Source organism: Streptomyces sp. NPDC000134, from assembly GCF_042899225.1.
Taxonomy (GTDB): domain Bacteria; phylum Actinomycetota; class Actinomycetes; order Streptomycetales; family Streptomycetaceae; genus Streptomyces.
This window is the reverse complement of the sequence record NZ_JBIAZN010000034.1, coordinates 24,419-41,614: the sequence shown is the minus strand read 5'-3', so window position 1 is coordinate 41,614 and position 17,196 is coordinate 24,419. Positions and strand designations below refer to the sequence as shown.

Sequence of the window (17,196 nt, the reverse complement as noted above, 5' to 3'; positions counted from 1 at the left end):
TTCGCGATCTCCCACAACCCGTCCGGAACAATCCAACTCCACGTACCCCGCCCCATACCGAACTCAACGACGCCTCACCACGTAGGACACGGTCTTAGCAGTATGAGCCACGACTCCGCTGCCGCGCCGGAAGCCGCGGCCCGGAAGCTCTCCGGGCGACGCCGCAAGGAGATCGTCGCGGTGCTGCTGTTCAGCGGCGGCCCCATCTTCGAGAGTTCCATACCGCTGTCGGTGTTCGGCATCGACCGCCAGGACGCCGGCGTGCCCCGCTACCGGCTGCTGGTGGCGGCCGGCGAGGAGGGCCCGCTGCGGACCACGGGGGGCCTGGAACTCACCGCGCCGCACGGCCTGGAAGCGATCTCCCGGGCCGGGACCGTGGTGGTCCCCGCCTGGCGGTCGATCACCTCGCCACCGCCGGAGGAGGCGCTCGACGCGCTGCGCCGCGCGCACGAGGAGGGCGCCCGCATCGTCGGGCTGTGCACCGGCGCCTTCGTGCTGGCCGCCGCCGGGCTGCTGGACGGCCGTCCCGCCACCACGCACTGGATGTACGCGCCGACGCTGGCCAAGCGCTACCCGTCGGTGCACGTCGACCCGCGGGAGCTGTTCGTCGACGACGGCGACGTGCTGACCTCGGCGGGCACCGCGGCCGGGATCGACCTCTGTCTGCACATCGTGCGCACGGACCACGGCAACGAGGCGGCCGGCGCGCTCGCCCGGCGCCTGGTGGTCCCCCCGCGCCGGTCCGGCGGCCAGGAGCGCTACCTCGACAGGTCTTTACCCGAGGAGATCGGCGCCGACCCGCTCGCCGAGGTCGTCGCCTGGGCGCTGGAGCACCTCCACGAGCAGTTCGACGTGGAGACGCTGGCCGCACGCGCGTACATGAGCCGCCGTACCTTCGACCGCCGGTTCCGCTCGCTCACCGGGAGCGCGCCGCTGCAGTGGCTGATCACCCAGCGGGTGCTCCAGGCGCAGCGGCTGCTGGAGACGTCCGACTACTCGGTGGACGAGGTCGCGGGCCGCTGCGGCTTCCGTTCGCCGGTGGCGCTGCGCGGGCACTTCCGCCGCCAGCTCGGCTCGTCCCCGGCGGCGTACCGGGCCGCGTACCGGGCCCGCCGCCCGCAGGGCGACCGCCCGGCGGAGGCGGGCGAGGGCACCGGCCGCTCCCCGGCGCCGGCGGAACCGGCCGGGCAGCAGCCCGCCGCGCTCCACCCGGAGAACGCGGTGCCGTTCCAGTCCCGCCGCCATCCGTCCGCCGTCCCGGCCGCGGCCTCCGCCGCCGAGACCGGCCGGGAGGCGTACGCGGGCAGCCGCCCCAGCCTGCCGGGGCAGCGCAGCGCGACGTGAATCCGCCGGGCGCCGGACGGGACCTTCCAGCCCGTCCGGCGCCCGGGGTCCGGGGCCCGCGCGCCCGGGGTCCGGGGCCCGCGCGACCGCCGGGGACCGGAAAGGGGAACACCGGCCGTAGGGTGTTCGCATGAACGATCGCATGGTGTGGATCGACTGCGAGATGACCGGCCTCTCGCTGTCCGACGACGCGCTCATCGAGGTGGCCGCCCTCGTCACCGACTCCGAGCTGAACATCCTCGGCGAAGGCGTCGACATCGTCATCCGCCCGCCGGACCAGGCCCTGCGGACCATGCCGGACGTGGTGCGCCAGATGCACACCGCCTCCGGTCTGCTCGCCGAGCTGGACGCCGGCACCACCCTGGCCGACGCCGAGGAGCGCGTCCTCGCGTACGTGCGGGAGCACGTGAAGGAGCCCGGCAAGGCCCCGCTGTGCGGCAACTCCGTCGGCACCGACCGCGGCTTCCTGCTGCGGGACATGCCGACCCTGGAGGACTACCTGCACTACCGGATCGTGGACGTCTCCTCGATCAAGGAGCTGGCCCGCCGCTGGTACCCGAGGGCGTACTTCAACAGTCCGGAGAAGAACGGCAACCACCGCGCGCTGGCCGACATCCGCGAGTCCATCGCCGAGCTGCGCTACTACCGCGAGGCCGTCTTCGTCCCGCAGCCCGGCCCCGACTCGGAGACCGCCAAGGCCATCGCGGCCAAGCACGTCCTGCCCGCCCGGTAGGGCCCCGGAGAAGGCGGGCGCGAGCACCCCTTCGGACCCTGTACACTTTTTCTCGGCCGGTAGGGGAAACCACCACGGAGTCCCGGTACCGGTCATGGTGGGTGTAGCTCAGCTGGTAGAGCACCTGGTTGTGGTCCAGGAAGTCGCGGGTTCAAGTCCCGTCACTCACCCTGATCGATCAAGGTCTGGCCTGTGAAAACGGGTCAGACCTTGATCGCGTTCCAGCGCCTCGGGAACGGCTGGCGCCGTTCCGTCATGCTCGACGGTCAGAGACCCGCCTGCCGCCGCACGCCGGCAAGCGCCTTGTCCCAGGGGTACGACTTCGGGTTCCCCCGCTTCGGCTGATGCGCCTCGTACCCGTCCGGCCCGTCGAGGACGAGAACACCCTGTTCCCGCAACACGGCGATCGAGCGAGTCACTGCGGGCTGTGAGCCCTGTGCCTGGTTGAAGTAGGGCATCGCCACGACGGGCACCCCCATGTGCACCGCCTCCGACGGGACACCGATCGCCAGGGTGTCGCTGATTCCAGCCCCCCACTTGTTCAGCGTGGTGCACGACATCGGCGCCACCAGCATCGCGTCTGCCTTCGGCAGCACGTCCTTCTCCCACGGCAGCTTGTACCGCGACCGCACCGGATGCCCGGTCAGCCCGACCAGTTCCTGCATCCGCGACTCCCACCAGGCGGCGGCGGACGGGGTGAGGATCAGGCACACGTCCCAGCCGTCGGCCTGGGCGGCGCACACCCCTTCATCGACGTACTGGGTGGGGCCGGCGGCGCAGGCGATGAGGTAGAGCACTCGGGTCATGCGCGCAGTCCACAGCGCTCGGCCAGCGCGCGCAAACCCCTGTGGAAACGGGCCAGACCTTGATCTCGTCCCGGCGCTGTGGGAACGGCGGGAACACGGAACCGCAGTTCTGTCACGCCTGGGTACGCTGCCCGCATGATTCGCGCAGTGATCTTCGACATCGGCGAAACCCTCACCCGCGACGACCGGTACTGGGCAGCCTGGGCCGACTGGCTCGACGTCCCCCGGCACACCGTCTCCGCCCTCGTCGGCGCCGTCGTCGCCCGCGGACAGGACAACGCCGACGCGCTGCGTCTCATCCGGCCCGGCATCGACATCCCGGCCGAGTACGCCGCACGAGAGGCCGCCGGCCGCGGCGAGTACCTGGACGACAGGGACCTGTACGACGACGTCCGGCCCGCCCTCGCCGCGCTGCGCGACTTCGGTCTGCGCATCGTCGTCGCCGGGAACCAGACCGCCCGCGCGGGCGCACTCCTGCGCGGGCTGGGCCTGCCGGCCGACGTGGTGGCGACGTCCGGGGAGTGGGGCGTGGCCAAGCCGGACCCCGAGTTCTTCCGGCGCGCGGTCGAGGCCGGGCAGGCGGCGCCGGGCGAGACGCTGTACGTGGGTGACCACCCGGCCAACGACACGCTGCCCGCGGCGGCGGCCGGGCTGCGCACCGCGCACCTGCGGCGCGGTCCGTGGGGACACCTGTGGGCTGACGACCCGGAGGTCGTGGCGACGGCGGACTGGCGGATCGGCAGCCTCGACGAACTCTCCGCCCTCGTGCGCGAGTAGCGGCAACGGAACGGTCCAGCCCTTTCAGACTGGGCAGGGCCGTTCGCACACCCGCGGCGTCACCGCGTGACTACCGTTCGGAGTGGACGCACGAACGGAGCCGGTATGCCCAGCCTCAGCCCGCGCGAGGTAGGCCAGCGCATCGCCACCATCCGCCGCACCCGCCGGATGACGCAGAAGCAGCTCGCCCGCGCCGCCTTCCTCTCCCTCCCCATGATCAAGGCCGTCGAGCGGGGCGCCCGCCCAGCGGGCGCGTCCGTCCACGCGCCCCGTCGTGGATGGACGCACGGCCCGTCACCGGACAGCCCGCCCGGCCGGTGACGGGCCCCGCTCCGCTCAACGGTCGGAGTCAGGCGAAGTAGGGCGTGGTACACGCCCACGCTCGCCGAACATGCTCAAAGGGCAGGAACACGAAGTCTCATCCGCGTCATCCGGCGTCATCGAACTCAAGAAGACCACCGGCCGTTTCGCGCACTCGTCCCGATCCGGCCGTTTCCGCGCGGCCGTCCCACGAGCCCACCCCCAGCCGTCCCACGCGCTCACCGTCGGGCGGCGGATCTCGTCCGCCCCCTCACCCAGCCGTTCTCTCCGACCGGCACCGCGGGCCCGCCCCTCACCAGCCCTTTCGCGCCCCCGCCGGAGGCGCCCGCTCAGGACGACGCCCGTTCCATCAGCCGTGTGGCCAGCACCACCTGCTGCCGCTCCAGGCCCCGGGAGGCCGCCGGACGGCGGTCGGCGATCTCCGTCAGCAGCAGATCGATCATCGCCCGGCCCATCTCCACTATCGGCTGCCGCACACTGGTCAGCGGCGGCTCCATGTGCCGGGCGATCGCCGAGTCGTCGTAGCCGACCAGCGCCACGTCCTGAGGGATGCGCCGCCCCGCCTCGCGCAGCACCTGACGGGCACCGGCCGCGGTCACGTCCGAGGCGGCGAACACCGCGTCCAGGTCCGGGCGGCGCTCAAGGAGCGCCGCCATCGCGCGCCTGCCGCCCTCCTCGGAGAAGTCCCCCGCCTCGATCAGCCCCGCGTCCGCGCCGTGCCCCGCGTCCAGCAGGGCGTCCCGGTAGCCGTCGACGCGGCGCTGGGCGCCGTACACGTCCAGGCGGCCGGTGATGTGGGCTATCCGGTGCCGGCCCCGGGAGAGCAGGTGCTCGACGGCCGAGCGGGCGCCGCCGTAGTTGTCCGAGTCGACCGAGGCGAGCCGCTCCGCCGCCGACCGGGGGCCGCTGATCACCGCCGGTATCTCCAGTTGGGCCAGCAGGTCCGGCAGCGGGTCGTCGGCGTGCACCGAGACCAGCAGGACCCCGTCCACCCGGTGGGCGGCCAGGTACTGGGCGAGCCGCTGCCGCTCCCGGTCGCTGCCCGCGAAGATCAGCAGCAACTGCATCTCGGTGTCGGACAGCTCCGCCCCGACGCCCCGCAGGATGTCCGAGAAGTAGGGCTCGGCGAAGAACCTGGTCTCCGGCTCCGGCACCACCAGGGCGATGGCGTCGGTACGGTTGGCGGCCAGGGCGCGGGCCGCGGTGTTCGGGACGTAACCCAGTTCCGCGACCGCCGCCTCCACCGCCGCACGCGTCGCGTCACTCACCCGGGGGGAGCCATTGATCACCCGCGAGACGGTGCCCCGGCCGACCCCGGCACGTGCCGCCACTTCTTCGAGGGTGGGCCGGCCACCGCTCCGCCCACGCGCCCCGTGGCCTGCCATCGGCTCCGCCTCCCGTCGACTCCCCGCACTCTCTGCGGCTGGCCTGGAATTTAACAGGCCCGACCGGTGTGATGACCGGGACGGCGATCCGGGCCGGGCCTCGCACACCAACATCACCGTCCAGTTAACAGGCCGATAACTGAACGCACTTCCTCGCGTCCGCTCCCTTGACACCCCCGCTCGGACCCGCGACTCTTCAACACATCACTTGTGGGAGCGCTCCCACAGTACCTGGCACATACACATCCCGCACGTTCCCCGCCCGAGCCGCAGCGAAGAACGACGATGAACAAACGGGCCCAACAATGCAGTTGGCCGGGGGGTCGGCACGTCAGGGCAACAGGAGGACGCAATGCGAGCAGCACGCACGACAACCGCCCGCCGGGCGCTGGCCATCGCGGCCGTCGCATCGTTGGGCGCCGGGCTGCTGGCCGGCTGTGCCGACGACGGCGGAGACGACTCCAGCTCGTCGTCCGGTGACAGCAGCGGCAAGACGACCATCACCCTCGGCCTGTTCGGCACCCAGGGCTTCAAGGAAGCCGGCCTGTACAAGGAGTACGAGAAGCTCAACCCCGATATCAAGATCGAAGAGAACGTCACCGAGCGGAACGAGAACTACTACCCCGCTCTTGTCAACCACCTCACCACCAACAGCGGCCTCCAGGACGTCCAGGCCATCGAAGTCGGCAACATCGCCGAGGTGGTCAACACCCAGGCCGACAAGTTCGTGGACATGTCCAAGGCCGAGGGTGTGAAGAAGGAGAACTGGCTCGACTGGAAGTGGCAGCAGGGCGCCACCAAGGACGGCCAGGCCGTGGGTCTGGGCACCGACATCGGCCCGATGGCCATCTGTTACCGCAAGGACCTCTTCGAGAAGGCGGGTCTGCCGACCGACCGCGAGGAGGTCGGCAAGCTGTGGGCGGGCGACTGGTCGAAGCTGGTCGACGCGGGCGAGGACTACAAGAAGAAGGCCCCCTCGGGCACCGCCTTCATGGACTCCCCCGGCGGTCTGCTCAACGCCATCCTCAGCAGTGAGTCCGAGAAGTTCTACGACGCCTCCGGCAAGGTCATCTACAAGGACAACCCGGCCGTCAAGTCGGCGTTCGACCTGACCGCGAAGGCCGCCGAGGAGGGCCTGGTCCAGTCCCAGACCCAGTTCCAGCCGGCCTGGGACCAGACGATCGCGAACGGCAAGTTCGCCTCCGTCGTCTGCCCGCCGTGGATGCTCGGCTACCTCAAGGGCAAGTCCCAGCCGGACGCCGCCGGCAAGTGGGACGTGGCCGCGGCGCCGAAGTCCGGCAACTGGGGCGGCACCTTCCTGGGCGTGCCCAAGAGCGGCAAGCACGTCGAGGAGGCGCAGAAGCTGGTCGCCTGGCTGACCGCGCCGGAGCAGCAGGCCAAGCTCTTCGCCGTGCAGGGCAGCTTCCCGAGCGCCCCGGGCGCGTACAAGCTGTCGCAGGTCACGGGCGCCAAGAACACCATGACGGGTGACGCGCCGATCGGTGACATCTTCGCCAAGGCCGCCGCGGACATCCCGGCCCAGGTGATCGGCCCGAAGGACCAGATCATCCAGCAGGGTCTGACGGACAACGGCGTCGTCCTGGTCACCCAGGGCAAGTCCGCCAAGGAGGCCTGGGAGACGGCCACCAAGACCATCGACAACAACCTGGACCAGTGACCGGAATGACGACCGAGCACGACACCGCCGCGCCCCCCGTCGAGGGGGGCGCGGCCCCGGGCCGCCCCCCGGCCGCCGGGGCGAGTGCCGAGTCGGCGAAGAAGCGGGCCCGGCTCTCCCGCCGGTGGCAGCGCGACATGCGCTGGAGCCCGTACGCGTTCGTCTCGCCGTTCTTCCTCCTGTTCATCGCCTTCGGTCTGTTCCCGCTGATCTACACGGGCTGGGCCTCGCTGCACCAGGTGGAGCTGACCGCGCCGACCGACATGAGCTGGGTCGGCCTGAAGAACTACACCCGGATCTTCGACGACGACTTCTTCTGGAACGCGGCGAAGAACACGCTGACCATCGGCATCATCTCCACGGTGCCGCAGTTGCTGATGGCGATGGGCCTCGCCCACATCCTCAACTACAAGCTGCGCGGCTCGACGTTCTACCGCGTGGTCATGCTGGCCCCGTACGCGACGTCGATCGCCGCCGCCTCGCTGGTGTTCGTGCTGCTGTTCGGCCGTGACTACGGCATGATCAACTGGGTGCTCGGCCTGGTCGGCATCGACAACATCGACTGGCAGAACGGCCACTGGTCCTCGCAGTTCGCCGTCTCCTCCATCGTCATCTGGCGCTGGACCGGATACAACGCGCTGATCTACCTGGCCGCCATGCAGGCGATCCCGCACGACCTGTACGAGTCGGCGGCGCTGGACGGTGCCAGCCGGTGGCGGCAGTTCCTGCACGTCACGCTGCCCTCGCTGCGTCCGACGATCCTGTTCACGGTGATCGTCTCGACCATCGGCGCCTCCCAGGTCTTCGGCGAGCCGCTGCTGTTCGACGCCAACAAGGGGGCCTCCGGCGGCTCCCAGCACCAGTTCCAGACGCTCGGGCTCTACCTGTACGAGCAGGGCTGGGTCAACCAGCACCTGGGCCGCGCCTCCGCGATCGCCTGGACGATGTTCCTGATCCTCATCGTGATCGGGGTCATCAACTCCGTCATCTCGCGCCGGCTGCGCGCCAGTAGTTAAGGAGAACCGGCCGTGACGACGACCCTGACCAAACCCCCGGCCGATCCGGCCCCGCCCCCGCCGCCGAAGCGCGGCCGGCGCTCCAAGGCGGCACGCGCGGGCGGACAGATGCACGCCGGTCCGATCGCGTACATCATCCTGGCGCTGTTCACCTTCGGCTCGCTGGCCCCGCTGGTGTGGACGGCGATCGCCGCCTCCCGCGACAACCAGCGCCTCGCGCAGACGCCGCCGCCCCTGTGGTTCGGCGGCAACCTGTTCGACAAGCTGGAGATGGCCTGGACCGACGCCAACCTGGGCGAGGCGTTCCTCAACACCACGATCGTGGCGGGCGTCTCGGCGGTGACCATCGTCTTCCTGTCGACGATCGCCGGGTTCGCCTTCGCCAAGCTGCGGTTCAAGGGCCGCAACGCCCTGATGCTGATCGTGATCGGCACCATGATGGTGCCGCCGCAGCTCAGCATCATCCCGCTGTACATGATGGTCGCCAAGCTGGACTGGACCGACCAGCTCCAGGCGGTGATCCTGCCGTCGCTGGTGAGCGCCTTCGGTGTGTTCTTCATGCGGCAGTACCTGCTCCAGGCGCTGCCCGACGAGATCATCGAGGCGGCCCGGGTGGACGGCGCGAGCAGTTGGCGCGTGATCTGGCACGTGGTGTTCCCGGCGGCGCGGCCCGCGATGGCGGTGCTGGGCATGCTGATGTTCGTGCAGACCTGGAACGACTTCCTCTGGCCGTTCCTGGTGCTCACCCAGAACGGCAACCCGACCGTGCAGGTCGCGGTGGCCGGCCTCGGCCGCGGCTACACGCCCGACCAGTCCCTGATCATGGCCGGCGCGCTGCTCGGTACGCTGCCGCTGCTGCTCGTCTTCGCGATCTTCGGCAAGCAGATCGTGGGCGGCATCATGCAGGGCGCGGTCAAGGGCTGACGCCCGCGTGCGGGGCCGGGCCAGAGTCGCCCCGGCCCCTTCCCTCCCCTGTCTTCCTTCCTCTCTCCCTCCCCTCCCCCCTCTGTAATTCGCCGGTCTTCACCGACCTCTTATGGGAGCGCTTCCATGCCTGATTCCGCCACGCCGGAGACCCCGGTGACCTTCCCGCCCGCCTTCCTCTGGGGCGCCGCGACCTCCGCGTACCAGATCGAGGGGGCGGTGCGCGAGGACGGCCGCACCCCGTCGATCTGGGACACCTTCAGCCACACGCCGGGGAAGACGGCCGGCGGCGACACCGGTGACATCGCTGTCGACCACTACCACCGCTACCGCGACGACGTGGCGCTCATGGCGGACCTGGGGCTGAACGCCTACCGCTTCTCCGTCTCCTGGTCCCGGGTGCAGCCCACCGGGCGCGGCCCCGCCGTCCAGCGCGGCCTGGACTTCTACCGCAAGCTGGTCGACGAGCTGCTGGCCAAGGGCATCAAGCCCGCCGTCACCCTGTACCACTGGGACCTGCCGCAGGAGCTGGAGGACGCCGGCGGCTGGCCCGAGCGGGACACGGCGTACCGCTTCGCCGAGTACGCGCAGATCCTCGGCGAGGCGCTCGGTGACCGCGTGGAGCAGTGGATCACGCTCAACGAGCCCTGGTGCAGCGCCTTCCTCGGCTACGGCTCCGGTGTGCACGCCCCGGGCCGGACCGACCACGCGGCCGCGCTGCGCGCCGCCCACCACCTCAACCTGGCGCACGGGCTGGGTACGGTCGCGCTGCGCGCGGCGATGCCGGCCCGCAACACGGTGGCGCTGAGCCTGAACACCTCCGTGGTCCGGCCGCTGTCGCGGCGCCCGGAGGACCTGGTCGCGGCCCGCAAGATCGACGACCTGTCCGGCGGCATCTTCCACGGCCCGATCCTGCACGGCGCCTACCCCGAGCACCTCTTCGAGGCGACCGCGTCGGTCACCGACTGGTCCTACGTGCAGGACGGCGACCTCGCCACCATCCGCCAGCCGCTGGACGCGCTCGGCCTGAACTACTACACCCCGACCCTGGTGTCGGCCGCCGACGCGGACGCCCGCGGTCCGCGGTCCGACGGCCACGGGGACAGCGCCTTCTCGCCGTGGCCGGCCGCGGAGGACGTGGCGTTCCACCAGACGCCGGGCGAGCAGACCGAGATGGGCTGGACCGTCGACCCGACCGGCCTGCACGAGCTGATCATGCGCTACACCCGCGAGGTCCCCGGGCTGCCGCTCTACATCACGGAGAACGGCGCCGCCTACGACGACAAGCCGGACTCCGACGGCCAGGTCAACGACCCCGAGCGGGTCGCCTATCTGCGCGGCCACCTCGCGGCGGTCCGCCGGGCCATCGCCGACGGCGCGGACGTGCGGGGCTACTACCTGTGGTCCCTGCTGGACAACTTCGAGTGGGCGTACGGCTACGAGAAGCGGTTCGGCGCGGTCTACGTCGACTACGTCTCCATGGAGCGCACGCCGAAGGCCAGCGCCCTGTGGTACAGCCGCGCCGCCCGGACGGGAACGCTGCCGCCGCTGGACGACGCGGCCGAATAGAGCCACCGCACCGGGGGGAGCGGGGGAAGGGGGCGCGGCATCCGGCGGGGGTGCCGCGCCCCGTACGTACGCGGCGGCGGGCCCGGTCCGGGCGGCGACCGGTGATCTCGGGGCGCGCTCAGGGCAGGGACCGGGAGCGGTCGAAGGTGCCGGTCCGGCGGAACCGCCGGCGCCGTCGCACGCCCCCGCGGTGCCCCCTCCGCACCGGTGCCGCGCGGCCGTCGAGCTGGAGCCAGAGCCGTACCTCGGTGCCGCCCAGCACGGAGGAGCCGATCCGCACGTCCCCGCCGGTGGACTCCGCGAGCCGGCGCGCGATGTCCAGGCCGAGGCCGGTCGATCCGTCGGTGCCCGAGCCCCGGCCGCGCGCCATCGCGGCCCCGGGGTCGGCGATGCCGGGCCCCGCGTCCGAGACGAGGACGATCACCGCGTCCTCGGCGTTGTGCACGTCGACCGCGAAGGCGGTGCCCTCCGGGGTGTGCCGGAAGACGTTGCCGAGCAGGGCGTCGAGGGCGGCGGCCAGGTCGGCGCGGGCCACGGGTATCCGCACCGGCCGGTCGGCGCCGGCCATCCGCCAGGTGCGGCCCTCGTCCTCGGCCAGCGCCGACCAGAACCCCATGCGTTCGCGGACCACCTCGGCGGCGTCGCACCCGGCGCCGGGTCCGGCCGGGGCCGTGCGCGGCTTGGCCTGCCTGGCGGTGCGGATGATGGTGTCGACCTCGCGCTCCAGTTGCTCGACCGCGGCCCGGGTCTGCTCGGCGGCCGGACTCCCGCCCAGCGAGGCGGCGTTGAGCCGGAGCACGGTGAGCGGGGTGCGCAGCCGGTGGGAGAGGTCGGCGGCCAGTTCCCGTTCGCCGGCGAGGAGTCCGACGACCTGGTCGGCCATGGAGTTGAACGCGACCGCCGCCAGGCGCAGTTCGGTCGGCCCCTCCTCGGGCACGCGGGCGCCCAGCCTGCCCTCGCCCAGTTCGCGCGCCCCCTCGACCAGGCGCCGCGCGGGCCCGACCATCCGCACGCCCAGTCGGTCGGCGACCGCGACCGAGCCGACGATCAGCGCGGCACCGACCGCGGCGAGCACCGCCCAGGCCGTGCCCACGCCGTCGCCGACCTCGGAGTCGGGGACGTAGACCTCGACGACGGCGATCTCGCCGGAGCCGATGGCGACCGGCTGGAGCAGGGTGGACCCGCCGGGCACCTCGGTGGTGGAGGCGCGGCCCAGCTTCCGTACGGCGGTGATGTCCTGGGCGGGGGCACGGCTGCGGCCGATGCCGACGCCGTCCCGGGCGGCCCCGGCCGGCGGGATGTGCACGGCCATCCGGGCGCCGTCGGAGCCGGCGGCGGCCACCACGCGCTCCAACTGGTCCCGGTCGGTGGTGATGGACAGCGCCGGGGCGACGGCGGCGGCCTCCCGCTCGGCACCCGCGAACGCCCGGTCCCGGGCCATCTCCCGGACGACCAGTCCGAGCGGCACCGCGAAGGCGACCACCACCATCGCGGTCACCGCCAGCGCCACCTTGACCAGGGCCCACCTCATCGCGGCGGCTCCCCGCCGGGCGGCTCCAGCTTCACGCCGACGCCGCGCAGGGTGTGCAGATAGCGCGGCCGGGCGGCGGTCTCGCCGAGCTTGCGCCGCAGCCAGGACAGATGGACGTCGATGGTCTGGTCGTCGCCGTAGGACTGCTGCCAGACCTCGGCGAGCAGTTCCCTGCGGGCCACGACCACGCCCGGCCGGCCGGCGAGGAAGGCCAGCAGGTCGAACTCGCGGCGGGTCAGGTCCAGTCGGACGCCGTCCAGCTCGGCCTGGCGGCGCAGCGGGTCGACGGCGAGGCCGCCGACCCGGAGCACGGTGGACGGCGGGGCCTCGGCGGGTCCGGAGCGGGCGCGGCGCAGTACGGCGGCCATCCGCGCGGAGAGGTGCTCCACGGAGAAGGGCTTGGTGAGGTAGTCGTCCGCGCCCGCGTTGAGCAGGCGGACGATCTCCGTCTCGTCGTCGCGGGCGGTGGCGACGATCACCGGGACGTCGGTGATGCCGCGCATCATCTTCAGGGCCTCGGACCCGTCGAGATCGGGCAGCCCGAGGTCCAGGATCACCACGTCGAAGCGGAGATGGGCGACCTCGCGCAGCGCCTCCAGCGCGGTGCCGACACTGCGCACGGTGTGCGTGGCCTCGGTCAGGTGCCGGATGAGCGCGGAGCGTACGAACTGGTCGTCCTCGACCACGAGCACACTTGCCATGGGCGGCACCGTACGCCATGCCGGGAAGAGCGGGTGCCGGCCTGTGGACGGCTCCCGGCGGGCGACAGTCGCGAGGCGCGTGCGGCAGGATGGCCGCGATGCGCAGAGGACTCGTACACGTACTGGCCTGGCTGCTCGCCACCGGCGCGGCGGCCACGCTGTCGTGGTGGGGCGTGCACACGGTCATGGCGGACACGGCGTACGACCCGCCCCGCGCGCTGCCGGTCACGGCGGTGGAGGCGAGCGCGCGGGAGTCGGCGCCGGCGGCGTCCTCGACCAGCCGGCCGGCGCCGCCGCCCGCCCCGGACCCGACGCCCGCCGTGACGGCCCCCGGCCCGGACCCGGCGCCCTCCCGCACCCCGGCCGCGTCCCCCTCGCGGTCCCCGGCCCCCTCCCCCGGCCCCTCGGACGGGGTGCGCGGCTACGACACCGAGGGCGGCCGCGCGGTGTTCGACCTGGGCGGGGCCTCGGCGTCGCTGGTGTCGGCGACACCGGCCGCCGACTGGTCGATGCGGGTGTGGAAGACGGAGAAGTGGGTCCGGGTGGAGTTCGCCTCGGGCGCGGACCGCGTCTCGGTGTTCTGCACCTGGCACGACGGGCCGCCCCGGGTGGAGATCGGCACCTACTGACCGCTCAGCGGAACACCGAGTCCGGAGGCGCGGGCGAGGCCACCGCGGCGGCGTCGGTGACGGGCACCGCGCCGCCGGTGAAGTCGGTCAGCGCCCTGCCGTGCTCCACCCGCGCGGGGTGCGGGTCGGAGGCGGCCCGGCGGGTCAGCTCGGCGAGCGGCAGGGGCGCGTCGGAGGCGACCAGGACGGCGTTGCCGAAGCGTCTGCCGCGCAGCACGGCGGGGTCGGCGATCAGCGCGAGGTGGGCGAAGCGGCCGGCGGCGGTGGCGATCTGGCCGCGCAGGTGCGCCAGGGGCGGTCCGTCGGCGAGGTTGGCCGTATAGACGCCGTCCGGCGCGAGGGCCCGGCGGACCTCGTCCAGGAACTCGGTCGAGGTCAGATGGGCCGGGGTACGGGCCCCGCTGAACACGTCGGCGACGATCAGCCCGGCCCAGCTCTCGGGCACCTTGGCGAGTCCCGCGCGGGCGTCGGCGGAGCGGACCCGGATTCGGGCGCCGGGGTCGAGCGGCAGTTCCCGGCGGACCAACCGGACGAGGGCGGCGTCCCGTTCGACGACCTGCTGGGTGGAGCGGGGCCGGGTGGCGGCGACGTACCGGGCGAGCGTGAACGCGCCGCCGCCCAGGTGCACGGCGCGCAGGGGCCGGCCCGGCGGCGCGGCCAGGTCCACGACGTGGCCGAAGCGGCGCTGGTACTCGAAGGACAGCCGGGCCGGGTCGTCCAGGTCCACGTGGGACTGCGGGGCGCCGTCGATCAGCAGGGTCCGGGCGCGCGGCCGGTCCCGGTCGGGGACCAGCTCGGCGAGCCCGCCGTCGACCTGCTCGACCACGGTGTCGGCGGCACCGCGTCCGCGCCGGTCCTTCCCTGACTTTCCCATCCGGCCATTATCCCGGCACCCGCCGGGAGGGCCTCAGCGGCAGTTGTCCGCGGCCTCGATCAGCCGGGCCGCCTCGCCGAGCGCCGCCCGCAGCACGGCCGGATCGGTGGCCGGGTCGGCCTCGTCGGGCGGCAGCAGCCACTGCGCGCCGGCCACCGGGGGGCGGGGGGCGGGGGCGACCGCCCGGCCGTCGGTCTCCGTACAGGTGCTGCCCGGCATGTTCCACGCGGCGGCGGTGCCGGGGGGCACCAGGAAGCCCAGGGTGTCGCAGTCGTCGTCGTGCAGGACGGGGCCCACCTCCGCCTCGCCGGCCGCCCCCCGTCTGAGGATGTCGACGGCCTCCAGTCCCTGCCGGGCCGGCACGGTGACGACCTCGCAGGCGGCACGGCCGCCTCCGGGTCCGCTGATCCGGCTGGTCTCCATCACGGCCTCCACCACGCAACCCCTCCCGGGACGAGCGGCCGGGAGTCGAGGGTCTCCCGGTCCACCGGGTTCAACGCGTCGGAGCGGCAACGGCAACGGCACGAACGCGTCGCAAAAAATGGCACTTCATGGCAGATCACAGGTGAGATATCCGGTTTGTAGGTAAACAACGTGTGCCGGAGCCGTCACAGCCGGTACGTTCTTCTCCGCCGGGAACAGGGCGGCTCCAGGGCGGATTCCCCCGACTCACGCCGCATCCGGCACGGTTCGACGGTTCGGTTCGCACGAGAGGACCCGGCCATGGCGTCGTCGTCGGTGACGTCCCACCAGCCCGAGCGGCCAGCGCGGCCCAACCTCGTCTTCCGGCAGTTGCGCGGCCGGCGCTCACCGGCCGAGTTCGCCGCGGCGGTGCGCCGGGCCGCACGCGAGATCGGCGAGCGGGTGAGCTGCGACGCCCGCTACGTCGGCCGGGTCGAGTCGGGCGAGATCCGCTGCCCCAACTACGCGTACGAGCGGGTGTTCCTGCACATGTTCCCCGGCAGCACGCTCACCGACCTGGGGTTCGAGCCCCGGGCGTCGGTCCGCGGCCGCCGGGCCCGGCCCGCCGGTGAGACACCGGGGGCCCGCGACCCGTACAGCCCGCTCGCCCCGCGCAAGCCGTACATCCCGCACCCCGACGACGAGGAGAGCGACGTGCTGCGTCGCGCATTCATGACCGGCGGCGCCACCGTGGCCGCCGCCTCGCTGGGCCCGCTGGGCCTCGCCCTGGACGCCGCGGCGGCCCGGCACCCCGTGCGCCGCCCCGGCGCGAGCGACGCGGGCGCCCTGGAGGCGGCCGTCCGCCGGCTCCGGCTGCTGGACGACCGGCACGGCGCCGACGGACTGTACCGGCGCGCCCGGGGACCGCTGCGCGCCGCGTACGCGCTGCTGGACGCCGGTGCGACGCGGCAGGCGACCTCGGACCGGCTCGCCGCGGCCGCCGGTGGGCTGTCCGTCTCGGTGGGCTGGCTGGCCCACGACTCGGGGCGTCTCGACGACGCGCGCTCCCACTACGCGGAGGCGCTGGCGACCGCCCGGACGACCGGTGACACGGCCCTGGAGGCGCACGCGTTCTGCAATACGGCGTTCCTCGCGCGGGACGCCGGGCGGCCCCGCGAGGCGCTGCGGGCCACGCAGGCCGCGCAGCGCGCCGCGCGTTCGCTGGGCTCCGACCGGCTGCTGTCGCTGCTCGCGCTGCGCGAGGCGGGAAGCTGGGCGGGGCTCGCCGACCGCGCCGCCTGCGCTCAGGCGCTCGCCCGCGCGCAGGCCCGCTTCGAGAGGGGCCCCTCGGACGCCGACCCGGAGTGGATGACCTTCTTCGGGGAGGCGGAGCTGGCGGGCCTGGAGGCGCAGTGCTGGTCGGCGCTGGGCGACTGGCCGCGGGCGGCCCGGCACGCGCGGCGGGCGCGGGACCTCCAGGACCCGCACTTCACCCGCAACATCGCCCTGTACTCGGCGGAACTCGCCCAGGACCTCGCCCGCGGCGGCCGGCCCGACGAGGCGGCGGCGGCCGGGACGCGGGTCCTGGACCTGTTCGGCGAGGTGCAGTCCTGCCGGGTGCGGACCATGCTGGCCGGTACCGCCCGGGTGCTGCTGCCGTACCGGCGGTCGCCCGGGGTGGCGGACTTCCTGCACCGCCACGCGGCCCTCGCCCGCCCGGTGTGATCCGCCGGGGGCGTCAGCCCGCCAGGTGGCCCAGGTCGTTCCACTGCTCGATCGCCGGTTCGCCGTACGCCCAGCCGAGCACCGACAGGGAGGTCGGGTTCAGGCGTATCCGGGCGGCGAAGTCCAGCGGCAGGCCGAGCCAGCGGGCGCCGATGGAGCGCAGGATGTGGCCGTGGGCGAAGACCAGGACGTCCCGGTCGGCCTCCCGGGCCCAGGCGACCACCTGGTCCGCGCGTGCGGCGACCTCCGCCGTGCCCTCGCCCCCGGGGACGCCGTCGCGCCAGATCAGCCAGCCCGGCCGGACCGCCTGTATCTCCGCGGGCGTCATGCCCTCGTACGACCCGTAGTCCCACTCCATGAGCGCGTCCCAGGTGCGCGCACGGTCGCCGAACCCGGCCAGTTCGCACGTCTCGCGGGCGCGGACGAGCGGGCTGGTGCGGACCTCGGCGCCGGGCACGCCGTCGAACGGCGCCCGGTGCAGGCGCTCGCCGAGCAGCTTGGCGCCGCGCCGGCCCTCCTCCAGCAGCGGCACATCGGTCCGGCCGGTGTGTCTGCCGGACAGCGACCACTCCGTCTGTCCGTGCCGGGCCAGCAGGATGCGCGGTGCCATGGAGGGGCCTTTCCGGGAGGAATGTCGGCTGACCTCTCCATCATCGCGCACCGCCGGAGCGGGCAACCCGGGGGGCGGAACCGGCGTCTATCCGGGCCGGGGGGCGTTCCCCGTCCCGTGCCCGCGTACGTCGTAGAGTGACTCGCCCGGCACCGGCGGGGTACGCGAGCG

Annotated in this window: 17 protein-coding genes and 1 tRNA gene; 11 read left to right on the top strand and 7 right to left on the bottom strand. The window is 73.2% G+C overall.

Features of this window, described 5'->3' with window-relative positions:
• Positions 1-102: 102 nt before the first annotated feature.
• The 3 genes from ACFY32_RS32950 to ACFY32_RS32940 all read left to right on the top strand — a co-directional run bounded on the left by ACFY32_RS32950 (position 103) and on the right by ACFY32_RS32940 (position 2,247).
• On the top strand, positions 103-1,344 hold the full coding sequence (locus ACFY32_RS32950) for a helix-turn-helix domain-containing protein (protein ID WP_359192320.1): 1,242 nt from the start codon (positions 103-105) through the stop codon (positions 1,342-1,344).
• 130 nt (positions 1,345-1,474) lie between these two features.
• Positions 1,475-2,077: an oligoribonuclease gene (gene orn / locus ACFY32_RS32945; RefSeq protein ID WP_359192323.1), complete on the top strand. Its 603-nt coding sequence runs from the start codon at positions 1,475-1,477 to the stop codon at positions 2,075-2,077.
• 97 nt (positions 2,078-2,174) lie between these two features.
• A tRNA-His gene (locus ACFY32_RS32940) sits at positions 2,175-2,247 on the top strand.
• Between the two features lie 96 nt (positions 2,248-2,343).
• Here the strand turns inward: ACFY32_RS32940 and ACFY32_RS32935 are convergent.
• Positions 2,344-2,883: a flavoprotein gene (locus tag ACFY32_RS32935; protein WP_359192326.1), complete on the bottom strand. Its 540-nt coding sequence runs from the start codon at positions 2,881-2,883 to the stop codon at positions 2,344-2,346.
• 135 nt (positions 2,884-3,018) lie between these two features.
• Between ACFY32_RS32935 and ACFY32_RS32930 the strand changes: the two genes are divergently transcribed.
• Entirely contained in the window at positions 3,019-3,660 is a 642-nt protein-coding gene (locus ACFY32_RS32930) for an HAD family hydrolase (RefSeq protein ID WP_359192329.1), read from the top strand.
• A 105-nt stretch (positions 3,661-3,765) separates the two neighbouring features.
• A complete protein-coding gene (locus tag ACFY32_RS32925) occupies positions 3,766-3,981 on the top strand; it encodes a helix-turn-helix domain-containing protein (protein WP_390676234.1) in 216 nt (71 codons plus the stop codon).
• 329 nt (positions 3,982-4,310) lie between these two features.
• On the opposite strand, the gene ACFY32_RS32920 is transcribed toward ACFY32_RS32925, so the two are convergent.
• A complete protein-coding gene (locus ACFY32_RS32920) occupies positions 4,311-5,366 on the bottom strand; it encodes a LacI family DNA-binding transcriptional regulator (RefSeq protein ID WP_359192335.1) in 1,056 nt (351 codons plus the stop codon).
• A gap of 352 nt (positions 5,367-5,718) precedes the next feature.
• Between ACFY32_RS32920 and ACFY32_RS32915 the strand changes: the two genes are divergently transcribed.
• From ACFY32_RS32915 to ACFY32_RS32900, 4 genes are all read left to right on the top strand, one after another.
• Positions 5,719-7,044 (top strand): extracellular solute-binding protein, encoded by a 1,326-nt coding sequence (locus tag ACFY32_RS32915; RefSeq protein WP_359192338.1) that lies wholly within the window; start codon positions 5,719-5,721, stop codon positions 7,042-7,044.
• A gap of 5 nt (positions 7,045-7,049) precedes the next feature.
• Entirely contained in the window at positions 7,050-8,060 is a 1,011-nt protein-coding gene (locus tag ACFY32_RS32910) for a sugar ABC transporter permease (RefSeq protein ID WP_359192664.1), read from the top strand.
• A 12-nt stretch (positions 8,061-8,072) separates the two neighbouring features.
• Positions 8,073-8,984 (top strand): carbohydrate ABC transporter permease, encoded by a 912-nt coding sequence (locus ACFY32_RS32905; RefSeq protein ID WP_359192341.1) that lies wholly within the window; start codon positions 8,073-8,075, stop codon positions 8,982-8,984.
• A gap of 126 nt (positions 8,985-9,110) precedes the next feature.
• Positions 9,111-10,553 (top strand): GH1 family beta-glucosidase, encoded by a 1,443-nt coding sequence (locus tag ACFY32_RS32900; RefSeq protein ID WP_390676233.1) that lies wholly within the window; start codon positions 9,111-9,113, stop codon positions 10,551-10,553.
• Positions 10,554-10,671: 118 nt separating this feature from the next.
• Here the strand turns inward: ACFY32_RS32900 and ACFY32_RS32895 are convergent, their stop codons facing one another.
• Both ACFY32_RS32895 and ACFY32_RS32890 read right to left on the bottom strand, forming a co-directional pair.
• Positions 10,672-12,084 (bottom strand): ATP-binding protein, encoded by a 1,413-nt coding sequence (locus ACFY32_RS32895; RefSeq protein ID WP_390676232.1) that lies wholly within the window; start codon positions 12,082-12,084, stop codon positions 10,672-10,674.
• Positions 12,081-12,785, bottom strand: a complete 705-nt coding sequence (locus ACFY32_RS32890) for a response regulator transcription factor (protein ID WP_390676231.1) — start codon at positions 12,783-12,785, stop codon at positions 12,081-12,083. Before ACFY32_RS32890 ends, ACFY32_RS32895 begins: the two co-directional genes overlap by 4 nt.
• A 98-nt stretch (positions 12,786-12,883) precedes the next feature.
• Between ACFY32_RS32890 and ACFY32_RS32885 the strand changes: the two genes are divergently transcribed.
• On the top strand, positions 12,884-13,414 hold the full coding sequence (locus tag ACFY32_RS32885; protein ID WP_359192353.1) for a hypothetical protein: 531 nt from the start codon (positions 12,884-12,886) through the stop codon (positions 13,412-13,414).
• Positions 13,415-13,418: 4 nt separating this feature from the next.
• On the opposite strand, the gene ACFY32_RS32880 is transcribed toward ACFY32_RS32885, so the two are convergent.
• Positions 13,419-14,288, bottom strand: a complete 870-nt coding sequence (locus ACFY32_RS32880; RefSeq protein WP_359192357.1) for a fused MFS/spermidine synthase — start codon at positions 14,286-14,288, stop codon at positions 13,419-13,421.
• A gap of 33 nt (positions 14,289-14,321) precedes the next feature.
• Positions 14,322-14,711, bottom strand: a complete 390-nt coding sequence (locus ACFY32_RS32875; protein ID WP_359192666.1) for a hypothetical protein — start codon at positions 14,709-14,711, stop codon at positions 14,322-14,324.
• A gap of 300 nt (positions 14,712-15,011) precedes the next feature.
• Between ACFY32_RS32875 and ACFY32_RS32870 the strand changes: the two genes are divergently transcribed.
• Positions 15,012-16,415: a hypothetical protein gene (locus tag ACFY32_RS32870; protein ID WP_390676230.1), complete on the top strand. Its 1,404-nt coding sequence runs from the start codon at positions 15,012-15,014 to the stop codon at positions 16,413-16,415.
• A 13-nt stretch (positions 16,416-16,428) separates the two neighbouring features.
• Here the strand turns inward: ACFY32_RS32870 and ACFY32_RS32865 are convergent, their stop codons facing one another.
• On the bottom strand, positions 16,429-17,025 hold the full coding sequence (locus tag ACFY32_RS32865) for a histidine phosphatase family protein (protein WP_359192363.1): 597 nt from the start codon (positions 17,023-17,025) through the stop codon (positions 16,429-16,431).
• Between the last annotated feature and the right edge of the window lie 171 nt (positions 17,026-17,196).